Here is a 23,206-nt window from a genome sequence, read left to right as displayed (position 1 = left end):
ATTCCGTCTATTCGGGTGAATCGAATAGACGGAGGCGGAAATGAACCAGGACTACGTGTTCCGGGCCCTCGAGCAGCTCGGCGTGCTCGTGTCGAAGGTACGGCCGGATCAGGCGGGCTTGCCGACGCCGTGCGTGTCGTGGAGCGTGCGCGATCTGATCAACCACGTCGTCGACGAGACCTATCGCTTCACCGAATCGACCGCCACCGGACGGCGCGGCCCCAGCTCGGGTGACTACCTCGGCGACGATTGGACCTCGGCGTTCGAGAACGCGGCCGAGTCGTTGCGGGCCGCGTGGCGCGCACCGGGCGCGTTGGACCGCGTTCATGTGCTGCCCGGTGGCGAGGTACCGGGCAGCTGGTTGCTCGGACAGCAGGCGACCGAGTTCGCGATCCACGCCTGGGATATCGCCAAGGCCACCGGCCAGTCCACCGAGCTGGATCCCGATCTCGGCGAGTTCGCGCTGGCCTGGGCGCACCAGAACATGGTCCCGCAGATTCGCGGCGACGAATCCGCTGGTTTCCACGTCGCACCGGAGGTCGCGGTCGCCGGCACGGCACCGCTGTACGACCGCCTGGCGGCCTTCGGCGGCCGGCAGATCTCGGACTAGTTCGCCAGCACGAACTGGGCGACGGCGTCGGTGAAGGCGTCGTTGTCGTCACCGGCGGCGGTGTGTGCGGCGCCGCCGATTTCGGCGATCTGGACGTGCGGGACGAGTTCCTGGAACTGCGCCGCGCCCTCGGCGCTGACCACGTCCGAACGCAGGCCGCGCACCAGCAGCACCGGCATGGTGAGTTCGCGGGCGGCGGCCTCCATGTCGCCGATCATCGCGGTCGGGTCCTCGACGCGGTCGCGCAGCATGTCCGGATCCCAATGCCAGTAGTAGCGGCCGTCGCGTTCCCGCAGATTGCGCATCAGGCCGTCGGTGCTCTTCGGGCGCGGACGGTGCGGAAGGTATTCGGCGACCGCGTCGGCGGCCTGGTCCAGCGTGTCGAAGCCGTCGCGGTGCTTGCCGAGGAAATCGAGCACGCGGGATACGCCCTCTTGTTCCGGGCGCGTGACGATATCGACCAGGACGAGCGCGCGGATCGGCGCGCCGGGCACCGCCGTGGTGATCAGGCCGGTGATGCCGCCCATGCTCGCGCCGACGACGACCGCACCGTGGTCCGGGGTCGCGCCGAGCTGTTCGAGCGCGGCGAGCAGATCGGCGACCATGGTCGCGCGCGTGTAATCGCGGTCGGGCGCCCACTGGCTGTCACCGTGCCCGCGCGCGTCGAGCGTGACCACACGCATCCCGGCCGCACCGAGCTTCGCGCCGGTCTGCTTCCAGGAATGCCGGGTCTGGCCGCCGCCGTGCAGGAAGACGACGAGCGGGCCGTCCGCCGGGCCGAATTGGTCGGCGGCCAGCTCGATTCCACCCGCGCCGGTCAGCGCCAGCCGAACCGGCTCGAGCAGATTGTTCGCGTTACTCACGATCTGAGCATCGCACAGCAAGAATCGAGGCTCACATGAGCCTCCGCTGAATGGATTTTCAGCAGTCGAGCTTGTGGCCGCTCAGGGTGTTCTGGAAGATGCACGCGATCTTCGCGTTCACCGAGGCGGAGATGGTGGACGAGCCGGTGGAGGTCATCTGCTCCGAGACCGGGACCGTGGTTTCGGGCGCGGCGGGCTCGAGCTTCAGCGGCTCGGCGCTCGCGGCGGCGGTGCCTCCGGCCAGGGCAGCGCACAGGGCGAAGGCGGCGGTGGCGCCACGGAGAGCGGTTCGGGTCTGCATCAAAGAGCTCCTCTATCGGTTATCGGTGGTGCGGTCGTGCGTAGGTCAGGGCAGCCGCCAGTCGACGGGTTCGGCGCCCAATTCGTCGAGCAGTTCGTTCACCCGCGAGAACGGCCGGGATCCGAAGAACCCGCGGGAGGCCGACAGCGGTGAGGGGTGCGCGGATTCGATGAACGGCACCTCGGCGGCGGTCAGGGTCGGCTTCAGAGTCGAAGCGTCACGGCCCCAGAGGATAGCCACCAGTGGCTCGTCGCGCGCGACGAGCGCGCGAATCGCCTGCTCGGTCACCGCTTCCCAGCCCTTGCCGCGATGCGAGGCGGGCGCGCCGGGGCGCACCGTCAGCACGCGGTTCAGCAACAGCACGCCCTGATCCGACCACGGGCTCAGGTCACCGCAGGACGGCGCGGGATGGCCGAGGTCCTTGGCCAATTCGGCGAAGATGTTGGACAGGCTGCGCGGAATCGGCGAAACATCCGGCGCGACAGAGAAACTCAGGCCCATCGCATGCCCGGGCGTCGGGTACGGGTCCTGGCCGACGATCAGCACGCGCACGTTCTCGAACGGCCGTTGGAACGCGCGCAGCACGTTCTCACCGGCGGGCAAGTAGCCGTGGCCGCCGGAGTTCTCGGCGCGTAGAAACTCACCCATGGTCCGGATCTGATCCGCGACCGGCTCCAGCGCCTGCGCCCAGCCCGGATCCATGATTTCCGCCAATGGTTTCTGCGCGCCCATGACCGCACAACCTAATCGGCGCGGCTGGGCGAAGTCCAACCGAGGTCGAACCCGATGCGGGGCCGGACCTACCGGCGGTCCGAGTCCGCCCCGCTGAACGATTCCCAGCCGCCGTTGCCGGGCTGCCGCAGCCCGTCCACGGTAACGCCCTGACCAGCCAGCACCCGCCCGATCCGGCGCCAGCCCAGCGGCAGTTCGGCGCCCGGCGGCCAGGCCGCGACAAAGGCGTGATCCTCGCCGCCGGCCAGAACCCATTGCGCCGCATCGACATCCAGCGCCACCTCGACCGCGAGACGTTCGGCCAGCGCCTCCAGCGCCGGATCCCACAGCGCCGCGGAATCCAGATCGATGGCGACACCGGAGGCGTCGGCGAGATGCCCGAGATCGGCGAGCAGTCCGTCGGAGACATCGGTCAGCGCGTTCGGCCGCGACGGCTCGTCCAGCACCGCGCCGTAGGGCGGGCGCGGAGCCCGGTGCGCGGCAACCAGATCCGCGGACGGATCGATCCCGGCCCCGGCGGCCAGCACCGCGAGGCCCGCACCCGACCAGCCCAACCGGCCCGCGACCGCGATCACGTCGCCTACGCGCGCACCGGATCTGGTGATCGGGGCGTGGCCGCGCAGATCACCGAACGCGGTCACCGAGATCACCATGCGCGGGCTGCGCACCAGGTCGCCGCCGGCGATGGAGCCGCCGGCCCGGCCGGCTTCGGCCCACATGCCCTCGGTCAACCCGTCGACCACCTCGACCGGTGTCTCGGCCGGGCAGCCCAGGGCCACCACGAACGCGGTCGGCGCCGCACCCATCGCGACCACGTCGGCGGCGTTCTGCGCGATCGCCTTGCGCCCGATGTCGACCGGGCTCGACCAGTCCAGCCGGAAGTGCCGCCCCTCGATGAGCATGTCGGTGCTCACCACGAACCGGCTGTCCGGCGCGGCGACCACCGCGGCGTCGTCACCGGGACCCAGCAGCACGGCCGGGCCCTGCACGCGGCCCGCGTTGATGCGTTCGATGAGCGCGAACTCGCCGAGCTCGCGCACCGTCTGCGGCCGCACCCGGCCCAGTGGCTCCGTCGGATCCACGGCACCCGGCTCCGCGGGCCGCCATCCCTCTGGACTGCTGTCGCTGATGACCCGCCCCTTCCGGCGTCGTACTGGGTGAAATCCGGACGACGGTACATTGTCCAGGGCAGTCGAGACTACCGAGCACGAAAGGGTCGGCACACATGGCGGCGCAGGAGCCGGACAGCGATTCGTCGAATCCGAGGATCGAGCAGACCGGCGACGAAGCCGGGAGCGCCGCAGCGACGGCCGCTGAGCCCTCAGGGGAACCGGCGGCCGCTGCGCACGGCGAAGCGAAGACCACCGAGCCCGAGGGCCGCCGGACGCATGCGTATCCGCCCGCCCTGGTGGCCGCCGCCGTCGCCTTGCCGGTCGCGCTCGTCGTCGGCGTGCTCGTGGCCGCCGTGCTGGCCGGCCGCGCCCCGGTCGACCGGGAGCCGCTGGTACTCGGTCCCGTTCCGGCTCCCGCCGCGGACGGCCCCGCGTGCACCACGCTGCTGCCCGCGCTGCCCGCGAAGCTCGGCGACTACACCCACTCCCAGCTGGTCGACCCGCAGCCGCCGGGCACCCGCGCCTGGCAGCTCCCCGAGGGCGGCGACCCGATCGTGCTGCGCTGCGGCCTGGACCGCCCGCTGGACTTCCACCGCGCCTCGGTATTGCAGATCGTCAACGGCGTGCAGTGGTTCGAGGCCCGCGACCAGACCGCCAAGACCAGCACCTGGTTCGCGGTCGACCGGGAAACCTATGTGGCGCTGACGGTTCCGGACGGCTCTGGGCCCACCCCACTGCAAGAGGTGTCGGACACCATCAAGAAGGCGCTCCCCGAGAAGCCGATCGATCCGGGCCCAATCCCGAACTGAACGCACATCCCGATTACCGCAAGCCGGTGCCGCGCGCGATCGCGGTATCGATCAGCGTGGAAATCAGGGTCGTGTAGTCGATTCCGGTCGCCTCCCACATCCGCGGGTAGAGCGAGATCGAAGTGAAGCCGGGCATGGTGTTGATCTCGTTGATGACCGGGCCGTCCGCGGTGACGAAGAAGTCGACCCGCGCCAGGCCCTGGCAGTCCAGCGCCCGGAACGCCTGCACCGCGAGTTCCCGGATCTGGTCGGAGACGTCGTCGTCCAGCTTGGCCGGCACGTCGAATTCGCAGACGTCGTCGATGTATTTGGTATCGAAGTCGTAGAACTCCGGAGCTGCGGTGTCGGCCTCGGGCATCAGGATTTCGGCGACCACGCTGGCCTCGACCCGGCCGTCCGGGAACTCCAGCACCGCGCACTCGACCTCGCGGCCGACGATGCCCGCCTCGATGATCACCTTCGGATCATGGTCGCGGGCAAGGCCGATCGCGGCTTCCAGATCGTCCCAGTCGGTCACCTTGGTGATGCCGATGGACGAACCCGCCCGCGCGGGCTTGACGAACACCGGCAGCCCGAGCCGCTCGCGCTCGGCGTCGGTGAGCGTCTTGACGCCCGGCCGCAGCACCACCTGGACGCCGACCGGCAGGCCCTCGGCCGCGAACAGCTTCTTGGTGAATTCCTTGTCCATGCCCGCCGCGCTGGCCAGCACACCCGGCCCGACATAGGGCACGCCCGCCAGTTCGAGCATGCCTTGCAGGGTGCCGTCCTCACCGAACGGTCCGTGCAGGATCGGGAAAACGACGTCGACCGCACCGAGTTCGGCGATCGGCGCGTCGTCGAGAGCCACCAACTGACCGGCCCGCTGGGGGTCGGTGGTCAAGGTGAGCGCGGCGCCCGCGGCGTCCACCGACGGCAGCGCGGCCTTGCCGCTCGCGTCCGGCAGCCCCATCGCGGCGACCTCGGAACCGCCCAGCACCCAACTGCCTTCGCGGGTGATGCCGATCGGCACCGCCTCGTACTTCTCCGGATCCAGATTGCGCAGCACACTGCCCGCCGACCGGCACGACACAGCGTGCTCGTTGCTGCGCCCGCCGAAGACCACAGCTACCCTGATCCGGTTCGTCATGGCTGGAACCGTACCCGCTCGAGGCAGTCGTAATCCTCGGTGCCCAACCGGCCCAGACGATCAACGCTCCGGTTTGATCTGCCTGCCGAGCAGAATCCCGACCGCCTCGGCCACCGACACACCTTCATGACAGACCTGGTGCACGGCATTCGTCAACGGCATCTCGACCTGGTGCACCGCGGCCAGCGCGCGCACCGATGTGCACGACTTCACACCCTCCGCGACCTGGCCATGAGTGGCTTCCTGGGCGGCTTCCATGGACTTGCCCTGGCCGAGCACGTATCCGAAGGAGTAGTTGCGCGAATCCGCGGAGGTGCAGGTGGCCACCAGGTCACCGACGCCAGCCAGGCCGGCCAGGGTCACCGGATCCGCGCCGACCGCCACTCCGAGCCGCATGACCTCGGCGAGACCGCGGGTGATCAGGCTGGCGCGGGTGTTGTAGCCCAGGCCCATGCCCGAGGCGATACCGGTCGCGATCGCGATGACGTTCTTGCAGGCGCCGCCGATCTCCGCACCGATCACGTCGGTATTCGTGTACGGCCGGAAGTATCCGGTGGCGCAGGCGTGCTGCACGGCCGCCGCGCGTTCGGCGTCGGAGCAGGCCACGACCGCGGCCGCGGGCTGTCCCGCCGCGATCTCGCCGGCCAGGTTCGGGCCCGAGAGCACCGCGATGCGGCTCGGATCGTTGCCCGTGACCTGCTCGATCACCTGGCTCATCCGCAGCAGGCTGCCGGTTTCGATGCCCTTGGCCAAGCTCAGCAGGGTGGCGTCCTGGCCGCTCACCGCGCGCTCCAGCGCGCCATTCCACTTCTCGAGATTTCCCCGCAAGGTCTGAGACGGGACCGCCAGTACCACGATCTGGGCGCCGTCCAGCGCTGCCTCGTGATCGGAGGTGGCCGCGACCGCGGGCAGCTGCACATCGGTGAGATAGGACGGATTGCGATGCTCGGTCGCCAGCGCGTGCGCCACCTCGGGCCGGCGCGCCCAGATCGTCACCTCGGTGCCCGCGTCTGCCAATACCTTCGCGAACGCGGTCCCCCACGAACCCGCACCCATTACTGCCGCCCTTGTCATCTGCCCAATATGCCATCCCCCGCGCGGCGGCGCCCCCGCTGCCCGCCCCCGGAAGACACCGGCGCGGCATGGAAGGATCGACCTCATGCGTCCGCACTCCGTGCACGCCGTGATCGCCGTGAAGAACCTCGATCTGGCCAAGAGCCGACTGGCCGACCGCCTGCGCCCCGAACACCGGGCGCGGCTGGTGCTCGCCATGCTGGCCGACACTGTGACCGCCGCGGTGGCGGTACCCCGGATCGGCTCGGTCACCGTGGTCACCCCCGATCCCACGGTCGCGGCCCTGGCACCCGGACTCGGCGCGGTCGTGCATCCGGAGCCGCGCTCCGCCGCCGATCTGAACAGCGCGCTCGCCGACGCGGCCGCCGCGCTGCGCGCCCAGCACGGCCCCGTCGAACTGCTCGCTCTGCAAGCCGACCTGCCCGCGCTGTGCCCGGAGGAACTGGCCGACATGCTCGCCACCGCGCCCGCCGGAAAACGCTCCGTCGTCATCGATCACGCGGGCACCGGCACGGCCGCGCTGTTCGTCGGCGACGGCACCTTGACGCTGGATCCGCGCTTCGGTCCCAATTCGGCCCAGGCCCATCGCGCCGCGGGCGCCGTCGACTTGGCGGGTGACTGGCCAGGGTTACGGTTGGATGTCGACACCGCGGCCGATCTGGACGCCGCCGTCGCGCTCGGGGCCGGCCCGGCCACCCGTGCTCTCCTCCGCGAAATCAGCTGGTCCCCCGAGGTTCACGAAGCTGTTCGCCGCGTGTGCTAGTTGATCGCCAACGGACGTGAGACTCGCTGCATTGGCGGGTGTCGACCTGCGCGCAACGGCGGAAATAGGGGATGATCGTGGGCGTGAGTGATACGGAAATCGTCAAGCAGCAGATGCTGCCGACGCCACCGCCCGCCGCGACGCCGCTCTCGGCCGACCCCGAGGCGCAGCGGTTGCCCCGTGATCGCTACCTCAATCGCGAACTCAGTTGGCTGGACTTCAATGCCAGGGTGCTGGCCCTGGCCGAGGACGCCTCGCTGCCCTTGCTGGAGCGCGCGAAGTTCCTCGCGATCTTCGCCTCCAATCTGGACGAGTTCTACATGGTGCGCGTGGCGGGCCTCAAGCGCCGGGCCGAGACCGGCCTGACGGTGCGTTCGGCCGACGGCCGCTCCCCCAGCGAGCAACTGGAGCTGATCGCCACCCGCGCCCAGGAGATCGCCGACCGGCACGCCCGGGTCTTCATGAATTCGGTGCTGCCCGCGCTCACCGAAGAAGGCATCGCGATCATCGACTGGTCCGATCTCGACGACGACGAGCGCCGGCGGCTGTCCGGGCACTTCCAGGATCAGGTCTTCCCGGTGCTCACGCCGCTGGCGGTGGATCCGGCGCATCCGTTCCCCTACATCAGCGGCCTGAGCCTCAATCTCGCGGTGACCGTGAAGGATTCGGCGACCGGCGGCGAGCACTTCGCCCGCGTCAAGGTGCCGGACAACGTCGATCGCTTCGTGCGCGTGCGGCGCACCGAATCCGGTTCTCCCATCGCGGCTTTCCTGCCGATGGAGGCGCTCATCGCGGCGCACCTTCAGCTGCTGTTCCCCGGAATGGAAGTGGTGGAACACCATTCGTTCCGGATCACCCGCAACGCCGACTTCGAGGTCGACGAGGACCGCGACGAGGACCTGCTGCAAGCGCTGGAACGTGAACTGGCCCGCCGGCGCTTCGGATCACCTGTCCGACTAGAGGTTTCCGACGACATGACCGAGCACATGCTCGATCTGCTGCTCCGCGAGCTCGACGTCGATCCCGGCGATGTCATCCAGGTGCCCGGCCTGCTCGACCTATCCTGCCTATGGCAGGTCTACGGCGTCGATCGGCCCAATCTCAAGGATTTCCCCTACGTTCCGGCCACCCCGCCCGCCTTCGGGGAACGCGAGACCCCGCGCAATGTGTTCGCGGCGCTGCGTGAAGGCGATGTGCTGGTGCACCACCCCTACGATTCCTTCTCCACCAGCGTGCAGCGCTTCATCGAGCAGGCCGCGGCCGACCCGCAGGTGCTCGCCATCAAGCAGACGCTGTACCGCACCTCCGGTGACTCCCCGATCGTCAACGCGCTCATCGACGCCGCCGAGGCCGGCAAGCAGGTGGTCGCGCTGGTCGAGATCAAGGCCCGCTTCGACGAACAGGCCAACATCAAGTGGGCCCGCCAGCTGGAGCAGGCCGGCGTGCACGTCGTCTACGGCTTGATCGGCCTGAAGACGCACTGCAAGACCTGCCTGGTGGTGCGGCGCGAGGGCGCGACCATCCGCCGCTACTGCCATATCGGCACGGGCAACTACAACCCGAAGACCGCCCGGCTCTACGAGGACGTCGGATTACTCACCGCCGCACCGGAAATCGGCGCGGACCTGACCGACCTGTTCAATTCGCTGACCGGTTACTCGCGCAAGGCGAACTACCGAAATCTGCTCGTCGCACCCCAGGGCGTACGCCAGGGCATCATCGAACGAATCGAACGTGAGACCGAATTGGCCCGCCAGGGCGAGCCCGCGCGAATCCGGATGAAGGCCAACGCGATCGTCGACGAACAGGTGATCGACGCGCTCTACCGCGCCTCCCAGGCCGGTGTCCCGGTGCAGATCGTGGTGCGCGGCATCTGCGGCCTGCGCCCCGGCGTGCCCGGCATGAGCGACAACATCGAGGTGCGCTCGATTCTCGGCCGCTACCTGGAACACTCGCGGATCATGCACTTCCAGGCTCAGGACCAGTACTGGATCGGCAGCGCGGACATGATGCACCGCAATCTGGACCGGCGGGTGGAAGTCATGGCGCAGGTAAAAGATCCGCGCCTGACCGAACAACTCGGCGAGGTGTTCGACTCGGCGTTGAATCCCACGACCCGGTGCTGGGTACTCCAGTCCGACGGCAGTTGGCACGCCTGGCCCACCGAGCCCGGGGAAAGCGCCAACGGCGTGCGAGTGCGTGACCACCAAGAGTTCATGATGCGATTGCGGAGACCTGATCAGCGGTGAAGGGTTCGACCGGTTACGAGGAGAACGGCCAGCCGTTCTGGGATCCCCGAGTACACGCCAATATTCACGCCGCCGGCGCGGTGGTGTGGCGGCGGTCGGCGGAGACCGGCGCGGTGGAGATCGCCGTGGTGCACCGTCCGAAGTACATGGACTGGTCGCTGCCCAAGGGCAAGCTCGATCCCGGTGAGACCCCGGTGATCGCGGCGGTGCGCGAGGTCGGCGAGGAAACCGGGCTGGACTGCCGGCTGGGCCGCTATCTCGGGCACGTCACCTATCCGATTCCGGGCCATCGCAAGCTCAAGCGGGTGGACTACTGGTCCGCCGAGGTGGCGGGCGGCGCGTTCACCGCCAATTCCGAAGTGGATCAGCTCAGTTGGTACACCTTGGACAAGGTGCAGGATCAGCTGTCCTATCCGATGGATCGGCAGGTGCTGCGCTCGTTCACCCGGCTGCCCGCGCGCACCAGCACGCTGCTGCTGGTGCGGCACGCGAAGGCCGGCCGGCGCGATCGGTTCGACGGTCCCGACGCCGAGCGTCCGCTGGAGCGGGCCGGTCAGGGCCAGGCCCAGAGCCTGGTGCCGAACCTGTTGGCGTTCGGCGCATCCGAGGTGTTCTCCGCCGATCCGCTGCGCTGCGTGCAGACGGTGCAGCCGCTGGCCGAGAAACTGGGCGTACCAATAACTCTGGAACACCTGCTCTCCGAATCCGGTTATGCGGCAGCGAAAGACGAAGCCCGAGCGCGCATGGTCAGCCTTGTTTCAGATTCCGCGGTGCGTGTTGTGTGCAGTCAGGGCAAGGTAATTCCCGATCTGCTGGCCTGGTGGGCCGAGCGCGACGGCGTGACGCTGCCGTCCGCGCGCAATCGCAAGGGCAGCGCGTGGGCGCTTTCCTTCGTCGACGGCAAGCTGGTGGCCGCCGATCATATGGACCGCGCACTGTCGACCGACGTCGTGAAGTCCGACGCCACAAGCTGATTCAGCTCCATACTTACAAAACGAAAGTGGCCCCGAGGATGAACCTCGGGGCCACTTTCAGTCGGTACATCAGGTGATTCGACTGCCTCGGCAGCGAATTACCCAGCGGCGCAGTAGGAACCGTGCCGCATTTTGTCGAACGCTGGATCAGCGAGCGCGACGCGCAGTGACCTTCTTGGCGGTGGTCTTCTTCGCGGGCGCCTTCTTCGCGGCGGTCTTCTTGGCAACCGTCTTCTTGGCAACAGCCTTCTTCGCCGGGGCCGCCTTCTTCACGACAGCCTTGACGGTCTTCTTGGCGGGAGCCTTCTTGGCAGCCGTCTTGGTGGCGGTCGTCTTGCGGGCGACCGTCTTCTTCGCGGGGGCCTTCTTGGCGGCCTTCTTGGCCGGGCCCGTGGCCTTCTTGGCGGTGGTCTTCTTCGCCGCCGTCTTCTTGGCCGCCTTCTTCGCTGCCACAGGCGCATTCACGCCACGCTTGACCGCCGGGCCGCTCGCGGCGAGCTTCTGCTTACCCGCGATGACGGCCTTGAACTGGGCGCCGGGGCGGAACGCGGGCACCGAAGTCGGCTTAACCTTGACGGTTTCGCCGGTGCGCGGGTTCCGGGCCACACGGGCCGCACGCTTGCGCTGTTCGAAGACACCGAAACCGGTGATGGTGACGCTCTGGCCTTTGTGAACCGCGCGAACGATGGTGTCGACAACATGCTCGACTGCCGCGGTAGCCGTGCGCCTGTCCGTACCCAACTTTTCGGTCAGAACGTCGATCAGTTCCGCCTTGTTCATTGAATCCTCCGCAGACTAATGGCCCGTCGTCGGACCGACTAGGTACCACGGTAAACCCACATTGGGCAAGAGTCTATGTGCCACGCCAAAATTCATCGTGGTTTAGCACACGTCTAGCTACCCTCTCCCGTGGTACCCAGCTATCTGTCCGGTGTGATTACGCCTGCGAAATACGTGCCGGGAGCGTGACGGGCTGCCAAGCCGGCCTTGCCTTTTCGAACTCGGTGATGACCTCGCTACGCCGCAGCGTCAGCCCGATGTCGTCCAAGCCTTCGAGCAGACGCCAGCGCGTGTAGTCATCAATATCGAACGGCAACACGACCGTTCCGGCCGTTACGGTGCGGGATTGGAGGTCTACAACCAATTCGAGGCCGGGCTGTTCCTCGATCAACTTCCAGAGCATTTCGACATCATTCTGTGACATCTGCGCGGCCAGAACGCCGCCCTTACCGGCATTGCCCCGGAAGATGTCCGCGAAGCGCGACGAGATCACGACCCGAAAGCCGTAGTCCGACAGGGCCCACACGGCGTGCTCTCGCGAGGAACCGGTGCCGAAATCCGGACCGGCGACCAGCACGCTGCCGTGTTTGTAGGGCTCAGTGTTGAGAATGAAGTCCGGATCCGATCGCCAGGCCGCGAACAGGCCGTCCTCGAATCCGGTGCGGGTCACGCGCTTCAGGTAGACGGCCGGGATGATCTGGTCGGTGTCGACGTTGGAGCGGCGCAGCGGCACCCCGATGCCCTGGTGGACGGTGAAGGCTTCCATGAGATTCTCCTGATTGAGTAGGGTTTCGCGCCCGGTCAGGCCAGATCCGCAGGCGAGGACAGGGTTCCACGGACCGCCGTCGCGGCCGCCACGAGCGGGGAAACCAGGTGCGTACGGCCGCCTTTGCCCTGCCGTCCCTCGAAGTTGCGGTTGGACGTGGAAGCACAGCGCTGACCCGGCTCCAGCTGATCGGGGTTCATTCCCAAGCACATCGAGCAGCCGGCCTGCCGCCATTCCGCGCCCGCGGCCGTGAAAATTTCGCCCAGTCCTTCTTTTTCCGCCTGCACGCGCACCCGCATAGACCCCGGTACGACAAGCATTCGGACGCCGTCGGCGACCTTGCGTCCCTCCAAAATGCTGGCCACGGCGCGCAAATCCTCGATGCGCCCGTTGGTGCACGAACCGACGAATACGGTGTCCACCGTGACGTCCCGCAGCGGGGTCCCCGGCGTCAAATCCATGTACCGGAGTGCTTTCTCCGCGGCGTCGCGCGCCGACTCGTCGGCAATGTCGGCCGGATTCGGCACCGTGGTGCCCAGCGGGGCGCCCTGACCGGGGTTCGTGCCCCAGGTGACGAAGGGGGTCAACGCGTTCGCGTCGATGTGCACCTCATGATCGAAAACCGCGCCCTCGTCGGTCTTGAGCGCTTCCCAGGCGGTCACAGCGGCATCCCAGTCATCACCCTCGGGTGCGTGCGGGCGACCCTTCAGGAATTCATAGGTGATTTCGTCCGGCGCGATCATGCCGGCCCGCGCGCCCGCTTCGATCGACATGTTGCAGATCGTCATTCGGGCTTCCATCGACATGGCCCGAATGGCCTCGCCGCGGTACTCCAGCACATAACCCTGGCCGCCGCCGGTGCCGATCTCGGCGATGACGGCCAGGATCAGGTCCTTGCTCGTGACGCCGGGCGGCAATTGGCCGTCCACGGTGATCGCCATGGTCTTGAACGGGCGCAGCGAGAGCGTCTGGGTGGCGAGCACGTGCTCCACCTCGGAGGTGCCGATACCCATGGCCAGCGCGCCGAACGCGCCGTGGGTGGAGGTGTGGCTGTCACCGCAGACCACGGTGGTGCCCGGCTGGGTCAGGCCCAGCTGCGGGCCGACCACGTGCACGATGCCCTGATCGAGATCGCCCATCGGGTGCAACCGCACCCCGAATTCCGCGCAATTGCGCCGCAGCGTTTCCACCTGGGTGCGCGAAACGGGGTCCGCGATCGGCTTGTCGATATCGATCGTGGGGACGTTGTGGTCCTCGGTGGCGATGGTGAGATCGGGGCGGCGCACCGGGCGACCGGCGGCGCGCAGGCCGTCGAAGGCCTGCGGGCTGGTCACCTCGTGCACCAGATGCAGATCGATGTAGATCAGATCGGGTTCCCGCGCTGCGCCTTCGCCTTCGCCTCGGGCAACGACGTGCTGTTCCCACACCTTTTCGGCCAGTGTGCGTGGGCGGTCGGCCATGTTCGATCACCTTTCCGACGAGCGACCGGTCATCCCGCGATCTGGGCTGATTGCGCGAGTTGGCGGCCGCCAAGAGTTTGGATAACCGCGACACCGGATCCGGGTGATCACCCCCAGGGTTGACCATCTCAACATCCGAGACGCTAATATCGTTCTATGAGACAGCATAGCGGTATCGGCGTCCTCGACAAAGCAGTGGCGGTGCTCTACGCCGTCGCCGAGCATCCGTGTGGTCTCAACGAGCTCTGCACCCGCACCGGCCTCCCCCGCGCGACCGCGCACCGGCTCGCGGTCGGACTCGAGGTGCACCGTTTGCTGGCCCGTGACAGCAACGGACTGTGGCGGCCGGGCCCGGCCCTGGCCGAGTTGGCCGCGGGCGCCTCCGATCCGCTCCAGGAGGCCGCGGCGGCCATTCTGCCGCGCCTGCGCGAGATCACCGGCGAGAGCGTGCAGATCTACGTGCGCGACGGCCACTCCCGGGTCTGCATCGCCTCGATGGAGCCGCCCGTCGGCCTGCGCGACACCGTTCCCGTCGGCGCCCGGCTGCCGCTCACCGCGGGCTCGGCCGCCAAGGTGTTGCTCGCCTGGGCCGATCCCGAGTTGCAGCGCACCATCCTGGCCGACGCCGTCTTCGGCGAACGCGCCCTGGCCGAGGTCCGCAAGCGCGGCTGGGCGCAGAGCGCGGCCGAGCGCGCGGCCGGTGTGGCCAGCGTCTCGGCCCCGGTCCGTGACAGCGCCGGCGCCATCGTCGCGGCCGTCTCGGTATCCGGACCCATCGACCGCATGGGCCGCCGCCCCGGCGCCCGCTGGGCCGCCGATCTCGTCGCCGCCGCCGAGGCTTTGCACAAGCGTCTGTAACACGTTCTAGGACGTGGGCCTTACAGTGGGCCCATGGGAGTGAACCAACGGGCACAGATCACCATGTCCGAGACCGAGATCGCCGAGTTCCTGCAGCGCAGCCGGGTCGCGACGCTGGCCACCATCAGCGCGCACGGCACACCGCACCTGACCGCCATGTGGTACGCCCTGATCGACGGCGAGATCTGGTTCGAAACGAAGGCCAAGTCGCAAAAAGCAGTGAACCTGCGCCGCGACCCCCGCGTCACCGTGATGATCGAGGCTGGCGACACCTACGACCAGCTGCGCGGCGTCTCCTTCGAAGGCACCGCCGAGATCATCGACGACGCCGACAAGCTCTTCGCGGTGGGCGTCAGCGTCTGGGAGCGCTACACCGGCCCCTATTCCGAGGAAATGCGCCCCTTCGTCGACCAGATGCTGCACAAGCGGGTAGCCGTCCGCATCGTCCCCGACCGCACCCGCTCCTGGGACCACCGCAAACTCGACCTGCCCGCCCTCCCCCGCGGCGGCACCACCGCCGACCCCCTCGACTGACCGCGCCGCAAAGCGGAATGACACCGGCGGGCCTGCGGGTATAGCGTTCGGTAGTTCGATAGAGGTCGACGAGGAGGAGCAGGCGATGACGGATTCGGAAAGTTCAGCCACCAGTGCCGACGAGGTGAAGCGCAAGTTCCGTGAGGCGCTGGAGCGCAAGAAGTCCCAGCACGCGCAGTCGAACGACCATCTGGATGGCCGCTCGAAGGCCTCCGGAACCCACAGCAACGCCAGCCACAAGCGCGAATTCCGCCGCAAGAGCGGATAAGCAACAGCCCCCCCGAAAGGCCCTCCCAGCAACGCTGCGAGGGCCTTTTCCATCTGCAGAAACAGCACCCAGCCCCCCCCACACGCAAAAAGGTGACCCGACATGCAAACCTCCACACTCAGCGCCTGGGAAGCAGCGCCCCAACGGAGGGGGGTCCGGGGGGCGAAGCCCATCCGGGTGGGGTGTGGGGGCTCCGCCCCCACAAAATGATGCGAAACAAGAAAGGCTCGCGCTCTTCGTGAGCACGAGCCTTCTATCTTGTGTAGCCCCGACGGGATTCGAACCCGCGCTACCGCCTTGAGAGGGCGGCGTCCTAGGCCGCTAGACGACGGGGCCAGGACTGATCCTCCACGTTTCCGTGGCGACCATCCGAGTGATCTCCAGAGGTTCAATCTGGTGATCGTTGGAAGCTCGGTTAGCTTAGCTGACCGAAGCTCGGCGACCAAATCGCCGGATGCTGAACAACTTTCGGTCGCGAACCGAGAGACGAACAACATTCTCCAGCTGGGGTACCAGGACTCGAACCTAGAATGGCTGAACCAGAATCAGCTGTGTTGCCAATTACACCATACCCCAATGACCAGAACGTTTGACCCCACCGTCTGGGTGACTGTGAGGCCGTGTTCCGAACGAGAAGAAGAGTACCAAACCTCTGCCGGTAAACTACAAATCGCCTGGTCAAAGCCCTATTTTTGGCCGAATTACGCTGTTGTGGTCCAGTCTCGGGCCGCACGCAGGCGGTCCAGGGTGACACCCCGGCCCAGCAGTTCCATCGACTCGTAGAGCGGCGGGCTGATGTGCGAACCCGTCACCCCGACTCGCACCGGCGCGAAGGCCTTACGCGGTTTCAGGCCCAAATCCTCGATGAGCGCGGTTTTCAGCGCTTCCTCGATAGCGGGGGTGGTCCACTCGGCCAGCGGCTCCAGCGCGGCAATGGCGGCGTCCAATACCGGCACCGCGTCGGCGCCGAGATTCTTCGCGCCCGCCGCCGGGTCCACAGCGAATTCCGCCGGCGAAACGAACAGGAATCGCAGCAGTTCCCAGGCATCGCTCAGCACGACGATGCGGGTTTGCACCAGTTCCGCGGCGGCGGCGAAGGTCTTCTCATCGACGTCGGCGCCGATATGGCCGTGTCCGGTCAGGAACTCGCGCAGCCTGCGGGCGAAATCACCGGGTTCCAGCAATCGGATGTGCTCGGCGTTGAGGGCGTCGGCCTTCTTCTGATCGAATCGGGCCGGATTGGAATTGACCTTCGAAATATCGAATGCCTCGACCATCTCCGCCATCGAAAACAGGTCGTGATCGTCGGAGATACCCCAGCCGAGTAGCGCGAGGTAATTCAGCAAACCCTCGGGGATGAATCCGCGATCCCGGTGAGCGAACAGATTCGACTCCGGATCGCGCTTGGAGAGCTTCTTGTTCCCCGCGCCCATCACGAACGGCAGATGACCGAACTCCGGCGTGAAGCCGGCCACGCCGATCCGCTCCAATGCGCCGTACAGCGCGAGCTGACGCGGAGTGGACGACAGCAAATCCTCGCCGCGCAGCACGTGGGTGATCTTCATCAGCGCGTCGTCCACCGGGTTCACCAGCGTGTAGAGCGGGTCGCCGTTACCGCGGGTGAGCGCGAAGTCGGGCACAGTGCCCGCCTTGAAGGTGGTCGCACCGCGCACCAGGTCGTGCCAGGTCAGATCGGCGTCGGGCATCCGCAGCCGAATCACCGCGGGCCGACCGGCATCTCGGTACGCCTGGATCTGCTCGGGGGTCAGATCGCGGTCGAAGTTGTCGTAGCCGAGTTTGGGGTCCCGACCGGCGGCCTTGTGGCGCGCCTCGACTTCCTCTGGGGTGGAGAAGGATTCGTAGGCCTCGCCGGCCTCGACCAGCTTGCGCACGACGTCGAGATGCAGATCCCGCCGCTGTGACTGCCGGTAGGGCGCGTACGGGCCGCCGACCTCCGGGCCCTCGTCCCAGGTGAGGCCGAGCCAGCGCAGCGCGTCCAGCAGCGCCTGGTAGGACTCCTCGGAATCGCGTGCGGCGTCGGTGTCTTCGATGCGGAAGACGAACTTGCCGCCGTGGTGGCGGGCGTAGGCCCAGTTGAACAGGGCGGTCCGGATCAGGCCGACATGCGGTGTTCCGGTGGGGGACGGGCAGAAGCGGACGCGTACGTCGGTCATGGCTCTCTTTCGCGATCAGCGCTTGGTGGCAACGGGATTGGTGAGGGTGCCCAGACCCTCGACGGTGATGGACACTTGCTGCCCGTCCTTCATAGGGCCGACGCCCTCCGGGGTGCCGGTCAGGATGAGATCGCCGGGCAGCAGGGTCATCACTGTGGATACCCATTCGACGAGCTTCGGAATGTCGTGCAGCAGAAGCGAAGTGCGACTGCGCTGTTTCACTTCACCGTCCAGTTCGGTGACGATCTCGACATCCGTTGCGTCCAAGGAGGTTTCGATCCACGGGCCGATCGGGCAGAACGTGTCGTAGCCCTTGCCGCGGGTCCACTGGCCGTCCTTGCGCTGCTGATCGCGCGCGGTCACGTCGTTGGCGACGGTGTAGCCGAGAATCACATCGTTGGCACGGGCGGCGGGCACGTCTTTGCACGGGCGGCCGATGACGACGGCCAGCTCGCCCTCGTAGTCGACCTGAGAAGAACTGGGCGGCAGGATGATCGGGGCGTTCGGGCCGATGATGGCGGTGCTCGGCTTCATGAAGATGACCGGTTCCTCCGGCGCGGGGCCGCCCATTTCCGCGGCGTGCGCGGCGTAGTTCTTGCCGACGCAGATCACCTTGCTGGCCAGGATCGGCGCCAGCAGGCGGACGTCGGCCAGCGGCCAGCTCCGCCCGGTGAAGGTGGGGGTACCGAACGGGTGTTCCGCGATTTCCTTCGCGATGGCGTCGCTTCCTTGCCCGTCGATGCTGACGAACGCGACCCCATCGGGACTTGCAACTCGACCTAGGCGCATGTCCGGCAGTCTATCGACCAGCGTCGACCTGGCCGAACAGGGCCGCGACCGGGCTTCTACCGGCGTGTCCGGACCGTGCGAAAGGGGGTGCGGCCGAACTTGTTCCCCGCTTCGGACCCGGGGCCGGTCGGTGGGACGAGGGCCCCGGCCGGTGTGAGAAGTACGACAGCCAGGCGCGGGAACGGATCCGGTCACGCCGGTGTAGCGTAGCGACCAGTTGTTCATACAGTGGGACCAGAATTCCACATATTGAGATCAGAGGTGAGGCCGATGGCTACCGTAACGGAGATCCGCGAGGTTCGACGGTGGTCCATGCTCGGCCTCGGCGTCTTCGCGCAGGCCTCGAGTTCGGTCTTCATCCACGGCGTGCCCTTCCTGCTGCCCGCGCTGACGGCGCGGGGCATGGCGCTGCCGACCGCAGGGCTGCTGGTGGCCATGCCGACCGTCGGCCTGGTGTGCACCCTGATCGCGTGGGGCTATGTGGTCGACCGGATCGGTGAGCGCAAGGTCCTGGTCGGCGGGCCGCTGCTGATGTTCGCCGCCGGAATCGCGGCGGCGCTGACGCACAACGACATCGCGCTGGGCGCACTGCTGTTCGCCGGCGGCGTCGGGGCCGCGAGCACGAACGGAGCCAGCGGCCGGGTCATCGTCGGCTGGTTCCCGCCGCATCGGCGCGGGCTGGCCATGGGGATCCGGCAGACCGCGCAGCCCCTGGGGGTCGGCGTGGGCGCGTTGACGATTCCGTCGGTGGCCGCCGAACACGGCGTGGCGGCAGCCGTTCTGGTGCCCGCGGCGATGGCCGGCGTGGCGGCGATCGGGTGTCTGGCGGGGATTGTCGACCCGCCGCGGCCGAAACTGTCCGAGGCCGATCCGGCGTTGCGCGCCAACCCCTATCGCGGCGACTCGACGCTGTGGCGGATTCACGCGGTGTCGGTGCTGCTGGTGGTTCCGCAGGCCACGGTGTGGACCTTCGCGCTGCTGTGGCTGCACCGCGATCTGGGGTGGTCGCTGGCGGCGGCCGGTCTGCTGGTGACGTTCACGCAGATCCTGGGCGCGTTCGGGCGAATCGGCGCGGGCGCGTGGTCGGATCGGGTCGGGAGCCGGATGGGACCGCTGCGGACGGTGGCGATCGCCGCGGTGATCGCCATGGCCGCCTTGGGATTCACCGCGTGGACGCACTGGTGGTGGGCGGCGATTCCGCTGCTGGTCGCCGCCTCGGTGATCACCGTGTCGGACAACGGGCTGGCGTTCACCGCCGTGGCCGAGATCGCGGGACCGTACTGGAGCGGGCGCGGGCTGGGTGTCCAGAACACCGGTCAGAACCTGGTTATCGCCGCTGTTCCACCGGTTTTCGGCGCACTGATCACCGCGACCGGATTCCCAGCGGCCTACATCGCCGCAGCCGTCCTGGCCGCGGCAGCAGTGCCCCTGGTGCCGAAGGATCGACACCAGACGCTGCCATCCTGAGCGCGACGGCTCTAGATCCCGCCGGGCTAGGGCCGTCGCAACCAGCGCGCGGCAGGATTCCCGGTCAGCGGAATGGTTGGCCGGGAATCCTGTTACCTGACAGGATCGTCCAGGTGGAGGAGTACGCACAGATCGTCGACAAGGTCCGGGGCGCGTTGCTGGGCGGGGCCGTGGGGGACGCGCTGGGGTGGCCGATCGAGTTCCAATCGCTGGCCCAGATCCGCTCGGAGTACGGGCCCGCGGGCGTGACCGGGTTCCTGGCCGGTCGCCCTGTGCCGCATCGGATCACCGACGACACCCAGATGACGTTGTTCACTGCCGAGGGCTTGCTGCGCTGCCCCGCCGGTGTCGATCCGGTGCCGTCGTTGCGCCGGGCATACCTGCGCTGGCTGGACACCCAATACCAGTCCGGCCCCGGTGCGGCGCCGGACGGCTGGCTGGCCGCTCAGCATTTCCTCTACGACGTGCGCGCACCGGGCAATGCCTGCATGGGCGGCCTGCGCCAGCAGCGGAAGGGTTTCGAGACGCCGGTGCCGCTGGGCGAGCCGGGCACGGTCAACAGCAATTCCAAAGGCTGTGGGACGGTGATGCGTTCGGCGCCGTTCGGCCTGGCCGGATTCGGTCCCGACATCGCGTTCACCGCCTCGGCCCGCGCCTCCCAGCTGACCCACGGCCACCCCACCGGCTACCTCGCGGCGGGCGCTTTCGCCGCCCTGCTCGACCGTATTCTCGGCGGGCTCGATCTGCGAACCGCCCTGTCGCAGACCATTACTCAGCTGAGTCGGATCCCGAGCAGCGAGCAAACCGTCGCCGCGCTGGAAACCGCTCTCCGCCTGGCTGATTCGACCGAACCCAGCGCGGAGGCGGTCGAGCAGGTCGGCGCGGGCTGGATCGCCGAGGAATGCCTGGCCATCGCCGTCTACTGCGCGCTGCAAGCCGAGGAAACCAAGGATGTCCGCGCCGCCCTCATGCTTTCGGTAAACCACTCCGGCGACTCCGACTCCACCGGCGCAGTCGCGGGAAATCTGCTCGGCGCCATCCACGGCCTGACCGCCCTCCCCCTGGACTGGGTCGCCGACATCGAAGGCCGCGACGTAATCCTCCAGGTCGCCGACGATCTGGTGATCAACTTCGGCTACCGCGACCGCTCCCGCCTCGCCGACCGCTACCCGTTCGACACGGAGGCGTAAGCCCGCTCGACGTAAAGCTGGCCTTGACAACACTTGGATGTCAAGCCACGCTTTACACATGACCGAAGAACACCGTCCCGACCCACAGGACGAACGAGCGACCCTCGGAATGTTGTTGTCCGCCAACGCCGACCTGGTCGTCGAAGTCCTGCGCCCCGCAGCAGGCGACCCGAAGGTCCCCGTCCTGGCCGCCCTCACCGCCACCCGCAACCTGAGCCGCCTCGTCGACGACATCCTGCACACCCTCGCCCGCCAAGCCCGCGAGGAAGGCCACACCTGGGCCGAACTCGGCGACCTCCTCGGCACCTCCCGCCAGGCCGCCTTCCAGCGCTTCAGCGGCCCGATGCCCCCACTCGGCCCCTTCCCGCATCCACCAATGCCTCCCTTCCCGCCCGGCCCCCCAGCCGCCCCCAACTTCCAAACCCCACCCGGCCCACCGCCCGCCCCCAGTTTCCCGGCCCCACCCGGCCCACCGGCGGCCCCCGACTTCCGAACCCCACCGACCCCTCCCGGCTTCCAAACCCCGCCGAGCGCACCCGACATCCAAGCCCCGCCCCACCCCGGCCACCCGCCTACCCCGGGACATCAGCACTGAACTGCGTTCCACCACAAGGAGATAGAAATGCCCACCGACCCCAACAACCCGCCTGACCCACCACCTCCACCCACCCCACCAACCGGCGCACCCCGCCCACCACACCCGCCTCCGCACCCAGACGCCAATCCCTCTGCCCAGGAGCGATATCGGGGACCGAATCCACCGCCGCACCCACCTCCCCCTCCGGGCGCCGATCGTCTCGCGCGACAACCACATGGGCCCCATACCCCGCCGGTACCGCCCGCCAACCCGAGTGCCCCCACCCAGCAGCCTCATTGGGGTTCGAATCCGCCGCCACATCTGGACTCGGATCCTCCTGCCCAGCAGCCTCATTGGCGACCACCTCCACCCGGAGCCCCGTGGCCCCCGCCACCACCTGGCGCACCATGGCCGCCCCCACCGGGCGATGGATTTCCGCCACCCCCGGACGGCCCCCACTTCGATGGCCCCTCGGGCAACGAATGGCCGACTCCCCCACCACATCCACGAGCTCACCCAGCACACCCGGACACATCCTGGCGAACGCACCCACATCCCCAAAGCGAAAAGCCAGCCCCACCAACAGATTCGAACAACCCTCGCCCGCCTGACACTCCCCGGCCACCCGGCACACCGGGCGAGAAGTAAACAGTCCCGAATTCCGGCCTCTGTCCATCTGGGGGCCAGGTCACGACTCGCCACCAGAGAATTGGACGACCAACGCCATCAGCTGGGCCCGGCAACGCGGCCGTCTCACATCCTGCAAAAGGCCGCTGGCGTCCGGCCGCTACGCCTCCAGCCGTTCCTCTCCGATCCCGTTGAGACCGCGCATATCTCGATCATCGTGGCAGCGGAACCGCGAACCACCTATTTCTCATCGCGAATACCGTTGTGACCCTGCACCATCAAGGTGCAGGGCCATAACGTAACTACGCGCGCCAGCCGGATACTATGCGCTCTCGATCAGTGCCCCAGCAGGGTGGCAGGGTCGAACGCAACCCGGAACGGCTTGTCCCAGTCGACATCAGCAACGAATTCCGATCCCGCCGCAACGGCGGTTCCAGATCGGTAAGTCGCACCATCGAGAACCAGCCGGAGGACCCGGATCTGCGGCTTCTGTTCGATGATCCAGTACTCGGGAATTCCCAGTGCTGCGTACTCGTGAGCCTTCCGCAATCGATCGGTACGCTCGCTGGAACTGCCGTGCGAGATCACCTCAACCGCTACGACGAGCGCGTTCCCAGGGATCAGCTTCGGGGAGTCCTCGAGGAGGAGGGCGTGCGCGAACTCCACATCCAGGACCGCGATATCGGGCTTACGCACACCGCTCGGGGTATTGACTTCCCACTCACCGCCGTCCAGTGCGACCAAGGTCCCAGCACTGGCATCTTCGATCAATCGAGCAAGCCGCCGAGCAATCCAGTTGTGTCGATACCCCGCCGCCTCCTCGATCAGCCAGCCGTCTTCGAGCTCGAAACCCTTACCGTCCTCTGGCAACTCGTGTAGATCGAGGACAGTGTAGGGGCCGAAACCAGCGTCGTGGGCGGATCGATGTGCCGTCATCTCGCCTCCGTTGGTCGTCTCGATTACGTCGGGCCGACGCGGCTGGTCAACCAAACCTGGCCGCGACGTCCCGTTCGAATGGACATCAGCCTAACGCCGATGGTAACTGCCTGGGCAGATACCAGCACGTACTGGTGCGCGCGCAAATCGAATGCCCGACCGTTCGG

The 23,206-nt window shown here is 67.7% G+C and carries 23 protein-coding genes and 2 tRNA genes; 11 read left to right on the top strand and 14 right to left on the bottom strand.

Annotated elements, in window-relative coordinates:
- Positions 1-40: 40 nt before the first annotated feature.
- Positions 41-610, top strand: coding sequence for a TIGR03086 family metal-binding protein (locus AB0M14_RS11050; RefSeq protein WP_364992224.1), 570 nt, complete (start codon positions 41-43; stop codon positions 608-610).
- Here the strand turns inward: AB0M14_RS11050 and AB0M14_RS11045 are convergent.
- The 4 genes from AB0M14_RS11045 to AB0M14_RS11030 form a co-directional block, all read right to left on the bottom strand.
- The gene (locus AB0M14_RS11045; protein WP_364992221.1) at positions 607-1,473 is read right to left on the bottom strand and encodes an alpha/beta hydrolase; all 867 of its coding nucleotides are present in this window, start codon (positions 1,471-1,473) and stop codon (positions 607-609) included. The two genes, AB0M14_RS11050 and AB0M14_RS11045, sit on opposite strands and share 4 nt — an antisense overlap.
- A gap of 58 nt (positions 1,474-1,531) precedes the next feature.
- Positions 1,532-1,774 carry a hypothetical protein gene (locus AB0M14_RS11040; protein WP_364992219.1) on the bottom strand — a complete coding sequence of 81 codons (243 nt, stop codon included), beginning with the start codon at positions 1,772-1,774 and terminating at the stop codon, positions 1,532-1,534.
- Positions 1,775-1,819: 45 nt separating this feature from the next.
- Positions 1,820-2,506, bottom strand: coding sequence for a uracil-DNA glycosylase (locus tag AB0M14_RS11035; protein WP_364992216.1), 687 nt, complete (start codon positions 2,504-2,506; stop codon positions 1,820-1,822).
- A gap of 68 nt (positions 2,507-2,574) precedes the next feature.
- Entirely contained in the window at positions 2,575-3,546 is a 972-nt protein-coding gene (locus AB0M14_RS11030; RefSeq protein ID WP_364995644.1) for a thiamine-phosphate kinase, read from the bottom strand.
- A 185-nt stretch (positions 3,547-3,731) separates the two neighbouring features.
- Between AB0M14_RS11030 and AB0M14_RS11025 the strand changes: the two genes are divergently transcribed.
- Positions 3,732-4,427, top strand: a complete 696-nt coding sequence (locus tag AB0M14_RS11025; RefSeq protein WP_364992214.1) for a DUF3515 domain-containing protein — start codon at positions 3,732-3,734, stop codon at positions 4,425-4,427.
- A 13-nt stretch (positions 4,428-4,440) separates the two neighbouring features.
- On the opposite strand, the gene AB0M14_RS11020 is transcribed toward AB0M14_RS11025, so the two are convergent.
- Both AB0M14_RS11020 and AB0M14_RS11015 read right to left on the bottom strand, forming a co-directional pair.
- Entirely contained in the window at positions 4,441-5,553 is a 1,113-nt protein-coding gene (locus AB0M14_RS11020; protein WP_364992211.1) for a D-alanine--D-alanine ligase family protein, read from the bottom strand.
- A 60-nt stretch (positions 5,554-5,613) separates the two neighbouring features.
- Positions 5,614-6,627 (bottom strand): NAD(P)H-dependent glycerol-3-phosphate dehydrogenase, encoded by a 1,014-nt coding sequence (locus AB0M14_RS11015; protein WP_364992208.1) that lies wholly within the window; start codon positions 6,625-6,627, stop codon positions 5,614-5,616.
- An 85-nt stretch (positions 6,628-6,712) separates the two neighbouring features.
- On the opposite strand from AB0M14_RS11015, the gene cofC reads away from it, so the two are divergent.
- The 3 genes from cofC to AB0M14_RS11000 all read left to right on the top strand — a co-directional run bounded on the left by cofC (position 6,713) and on the right by AB0M14_RS11000 (position 10,613).
- Entirely contained in the window at positions 6,713-7,390 is a 678-nt protein-coding gene (gene cofC, locus AB0M14_RS11010; RefSeq protein ID WP_364992205.1) for a 2-phospho-L-lactate guanylyltransferase, read from the top strand.
- 113 nt (positions 7,391-7,503) lie between these two features.
- Complete coding sequence (locus tag AB0M14_RS11005; RefSeq protein WP_364995642.1) at positions 7,504-9,639, top strand: RNA degradosome polyphosphate kinase; 2,136 nt, start codon at positions 7,504-7,506, stop codon at positions 9,637-9,639.
- Positions 9,636-10,613 carry a bifunctional NUDIX hydrolase/histidine phosphatase family protein gene (locus AB0M14_RS11000; RefSeq protein WP_364992202.1) on the top strand — a complete coding sequence of 326 codons (978 nt, stop codon included), beginning with the start codon at positions 9,636-9,638 and terminating at the stop codon, positions 10,611-10,613. Before AB0M14_RS11005 ends, AB0M14_RS11000 begins: the two co-directional genes overlap by 4 nt.
- 147 nt (positions 10,614-10,760) lie before the next feature.
- On the opposite strand, the gene AB0M14_RS10995 is transcribed toward AB0M14_RS11000, so the two are convergent.
- The 3 genes from AB0M14_RS10995 to leuC all read right to left on the bottom strand — a co-directional run bounded on the left by AB0M14_RS10995 (position 10,761) and on the right by leuC (position 13,619).
- Complete coding sequence (locus AB0M14_RS10995) at positions 10,761-11,393, bottom strand: HU family DNA-binding protein (RefSeq protein WP_364992199.1); 633 nt, start codon at positions 11,391-11,393, stop codon at positions 10,761-10,763.
- Positions 11,394-11,550: 157 nt separating this feature from the next.
- On the bottom strand, positions 11,551-12,159 hold the full coding sequence (gene leuD / locus AB0M14_RS10990; protein WP_364992197.1) for a 3-isopropylmalate dehydratase small subunit: 609 nt from the start codon (positions 12,157-12,159) through the stop codon (positions 11,551-11,553).
- Positions 12,160-12,194: 35 nt separating this feature from the next.
- The gene (gene leuC, locus AB0M14_RS10985; protein ID WP_364992195.1) at positions 12,195-13,619 is read right to left on the bottom strand and encodes a 3-isopropylmalate dehydratase large subunit; all 1,425 of its coding nucleotides are present in this window, start codon (positions 13,617-13,619) and stop codon (positions 12,195-12,197) included.
- Positions 13,620-13,775: 156 nt separating this feature from the next.
- On the opposite strand from leuC, the gene AB0M14_RS10980 reads away from it, so the two are divergent.
- The 3 genes from AB0M14_RS10980 to AB0M14_RS10970 all read left to right on the top strand — a co-directional run bounded on the left by AB0M14_RS10980 (position 13,776) and on the right by AB0M14_RS10970 (position 15,279).
- Positions 13,776-14,477 (top strand): IclR family transcriptional regulator, encoded by a 702-nt coding sequence (locus AB0M14_RS10980; protein WP_364992192.1) that lies wholly within the window; start codon positions 13,776-13,778, stop codon positions 14,475-14,477.
- Between the two features lie 33 nt (positions 14,478-14,510).
- Positions 14,511-15,011, top strand: a complete 501-nt coding sequence (locus AB0M14_RS10975) for a PPOX class F420-dependent oxidoreductase (RefSeq protein WP_364992189.1) — start codon at positions 14,511-14,513, stop codon at positions 15,009-15,011.
- Between the two features lie 85 nt (positions 15,012-15,096).
- On the top strand, positions 15,097-15,279 hold the full coding sequence (locus AB0M14_RS10970; RefSeq protein WP_364992187.1) for a DUF5302 domain-containing protein: 183 nt from the start codon (positions 15,097-15,099) through the stop codon (positions 15,277-15,279).
- A 263-nt stretch (positions 15,280-15,542) separates the two neighbouring features.
- Here the strand turns inward: AB0M14_RS10970 and AB0M14_RS10965 are convergent.
- The 4 genes from AB0M14_RS10965 to AB0M14_RS10950 all read right to left on the bottom strand — a co-directional run bounded on the left by AB0M14_RS10965 (position 15,543) and on the right by AB0M14_RS10950 (position 18,242).
- Positions 15,543-15,615 (bottom strand) — tRNA-Glu (locus AB0M14_RS10965).
- A gap of 168 nt (positions 15,616-15,783) precedes the next feature.
- Positions 15,784-15,855, bottom strand: a tRNA-Gln gene (locus AB0M14_RS10960).
- A gap of 125 nt (positions 15,856-15,980) precedes the next feature.
- A complete protein-coding gene (gene gltX, locus AB0M14_RS10955) occupies positions 15,981-17,453 on the bottom strand; it encodes a glutamate--tRNA ligase (RefSeq protein WP_364992184.1) in 1,473 nt (490 codons plus the stop codon).
- Positions 17,454-17,468: 15 nt separating this feature from the next.
- A complete protein-coding gene (locus AB0M14_RS10950; protein WP_364992181.1) occupies positions 17,469-18,242 on the bottom strand; it encodes a fumarylacetoacetate hydrolase family protein in 774 nt (257 codons plus the stop codon).
- A 270-nt stretch (positions 18,243-18,512) separates the two neighbouring features.
- On the opposite strand from AB0M14_RS10950, the gene AB0M14_RS10945 reads away from it, so the two are divergent.
- From AB0M14_RS10945 to AB0M14_RS10935, 3 genes are all read left to right on the top strand, one after another.
- Positions 18,513-19,709 carry an MFS transporter gene (locus AB0M14_RS10945; RefSeq protein ID WP_364992178.1) on the top strand — a complete coding sequence of 399 codons (1,197 nt, stop codon included), beginning with the start codon at positions 18,513-18,515 and terminating at the stop codon, positions 19,707-19,709.
- Positions 19,710-19,822: 113 nt separating this feature from the next.
- Entirely contained in the window at positions 19,823-20,899 is a 1,077-nt protein-coding gene (locus tag AB0M14_RS10940) for an ADP-ribosylglycohydrolase family protein (RefSeq protein WP_364992176.1), read from the top strand.
- Positions 20,900-20,957: 58 nt separating this feature from the next.
- Entirely contained in the window at positions 20,958-21,494 is a 537-nt protein-coding gene (locus tag AB0M14_RS10935) for a hypothetical protein (RefSeq protein ID WP_364992174.1), read from the top strand.
- A gap of 945 nt (positions 21,495-22,439) precedes the next feature.
- Here the strand turns inward: AB0M14_RS10935 and AB0M14_RS10930 are convergent.
- Entirely contained in the window at positions 22,440-23,093 is a 654-nt protein-coding gene (locus tag AB0M14_RS10930; RefSeq protein ID WP_364992171.1) for a Uma2 family endonuclease, read from the bottom strand.
- Positions 23,094-23,206: the final 113 nt, after the last annotated feature.

The sequence above is a fragment of the Nocardia sp. NPDC051832 genome (genome assembly GCF_040681285.1).
Classification (GTDB): domain Bacteria; phylum Actinomycetota; class Actinomycetes; order Mycobacteriales; family Mycobacteriaceae; genus Nocardia.
This window is presented reverse-complemented; position numbering and strand designations above follow the sequence as displayed.

Coding starts and splice junctions, on each gene's coding strand:
- leuD (WP_364992197.1), bottom strand. CDS start 12,159: ATGGAAGCCTTCACCGTCCACCAGGGCATCGGGGTGCCGCTGCGCCGC.
- AB0M14_RS11015 (WP_364992208.1), bottom strand. CDS start 6,627: ATGACAAGGGCGGCAGTAATGGGTGCGGGTTCGTGGGGGACCGCGTTC.
- AB0M14_RS11040 (WP_364992219.1), bottom strand. CDS start 1,774: ATGCAGACCCGAACCGCTCTCCGTGGCGCCACCGCCGCCTTCGCCCTG.
- AB0M14_RS10975 (WP_364992189.1), top strand. CDS start 14,511: ATGGGAGTGAACCAACGGGCACAGATCACCATGTCCGAGACCGAGATC.
- AB0M14_RS10935 (WP_364992174.1), top strand. CDS start 20,958: ATGACCGAAGAACACCGTCCCGACCCACAGGACGAACGAGCGACCCTC.
- AB0M14_RS10995 (WP_364992199.1), bottom strand. CDS start 11,393: ATGAACAAGGCGGAACTGATCGACGTTCTGACCGAAAAGTTGGGTACG.
- cofC (WP_364992205.1), top strand. CDS start 6,713: ATGCGTCCGCACTCCGTGCACGCCGTGATCGCCGTGAAGAACCTCGAT.
- AB0M14_RS11005 (WP_364995642.1), top strand. CDS start 7,504: ATGCTGCCGACGCCACCGCCCGCCGCGACGCCGCTCTCGGCCGACCCC.
- AB0M14_RS11050 (WP_364992224.1), top strand. CDS start 41: ATGAACCAGGACTACGTGTTCCGGGCCCTCGAGCAGCTCGGCGTGCTC.
- AB0M14_RS11020 (WP_364992211.1), bottom strand. CDS start 5,553: ATGACGAACCGGATCAGGGTAGCTGTGGTCTTCGGCGGGCGCAGCAAC.
- AB0M14_RS11025 (WP_364992214.1), top strand. CDS start 3,732: ATGGCGGCGCAGGAGCCGGACAGCGATTCGTCGAATCCGAGGATCGAG.
- AB0M14_RS10970 (WP_364992187.1), top strand. CDS start 15,097: ATGACGGATTCGGAAAGTTCAGCCACCAGTGCCGACGAGGTGAAGCGC.
- AB0M14_RS10950 (WP_364992181.1), bottom strand. CDS start 18,242: ATGCGCCTAGGTCGAGTTGCAAGTCCCGATGGGGTCGCGTTCGTCAGC.
- AB0M14_RS11035 (WP_364992216.1), bottom strand. CDS start 2,506: ATGGGCGCGCAGAAACCATTGGCGGAAATCATGGATCCGGGCTGGGCG.
- gltX (WP_364992184.1), bottom strand. CDS start 17,453: ATGACCGACGTACGCGTCCGCTTCTGCCCGTCCCCCACCGGAACACCG.
- AB0M14_RS10945 (WP_364992178.1), top strand. CDS start 18,513: ATGGCTACCGTAACGGAGATCCGCGAGGTTCGACGGTGGTCCATGCTC.
- AB0M14_RS10980 (WP_364992192.1), top strand. CDS start 13,776: ATGAGACAGCATAGCGGTATCGGCGTCCTCGACAAAGCAGTGGCGGTG.
- leuC (WP_364992195.1), bottom strand. CDS start 13,619: ATGGCCGACCGCCCACGCACACTGGCCGAAAAGGTGTGGGAACAGCAC.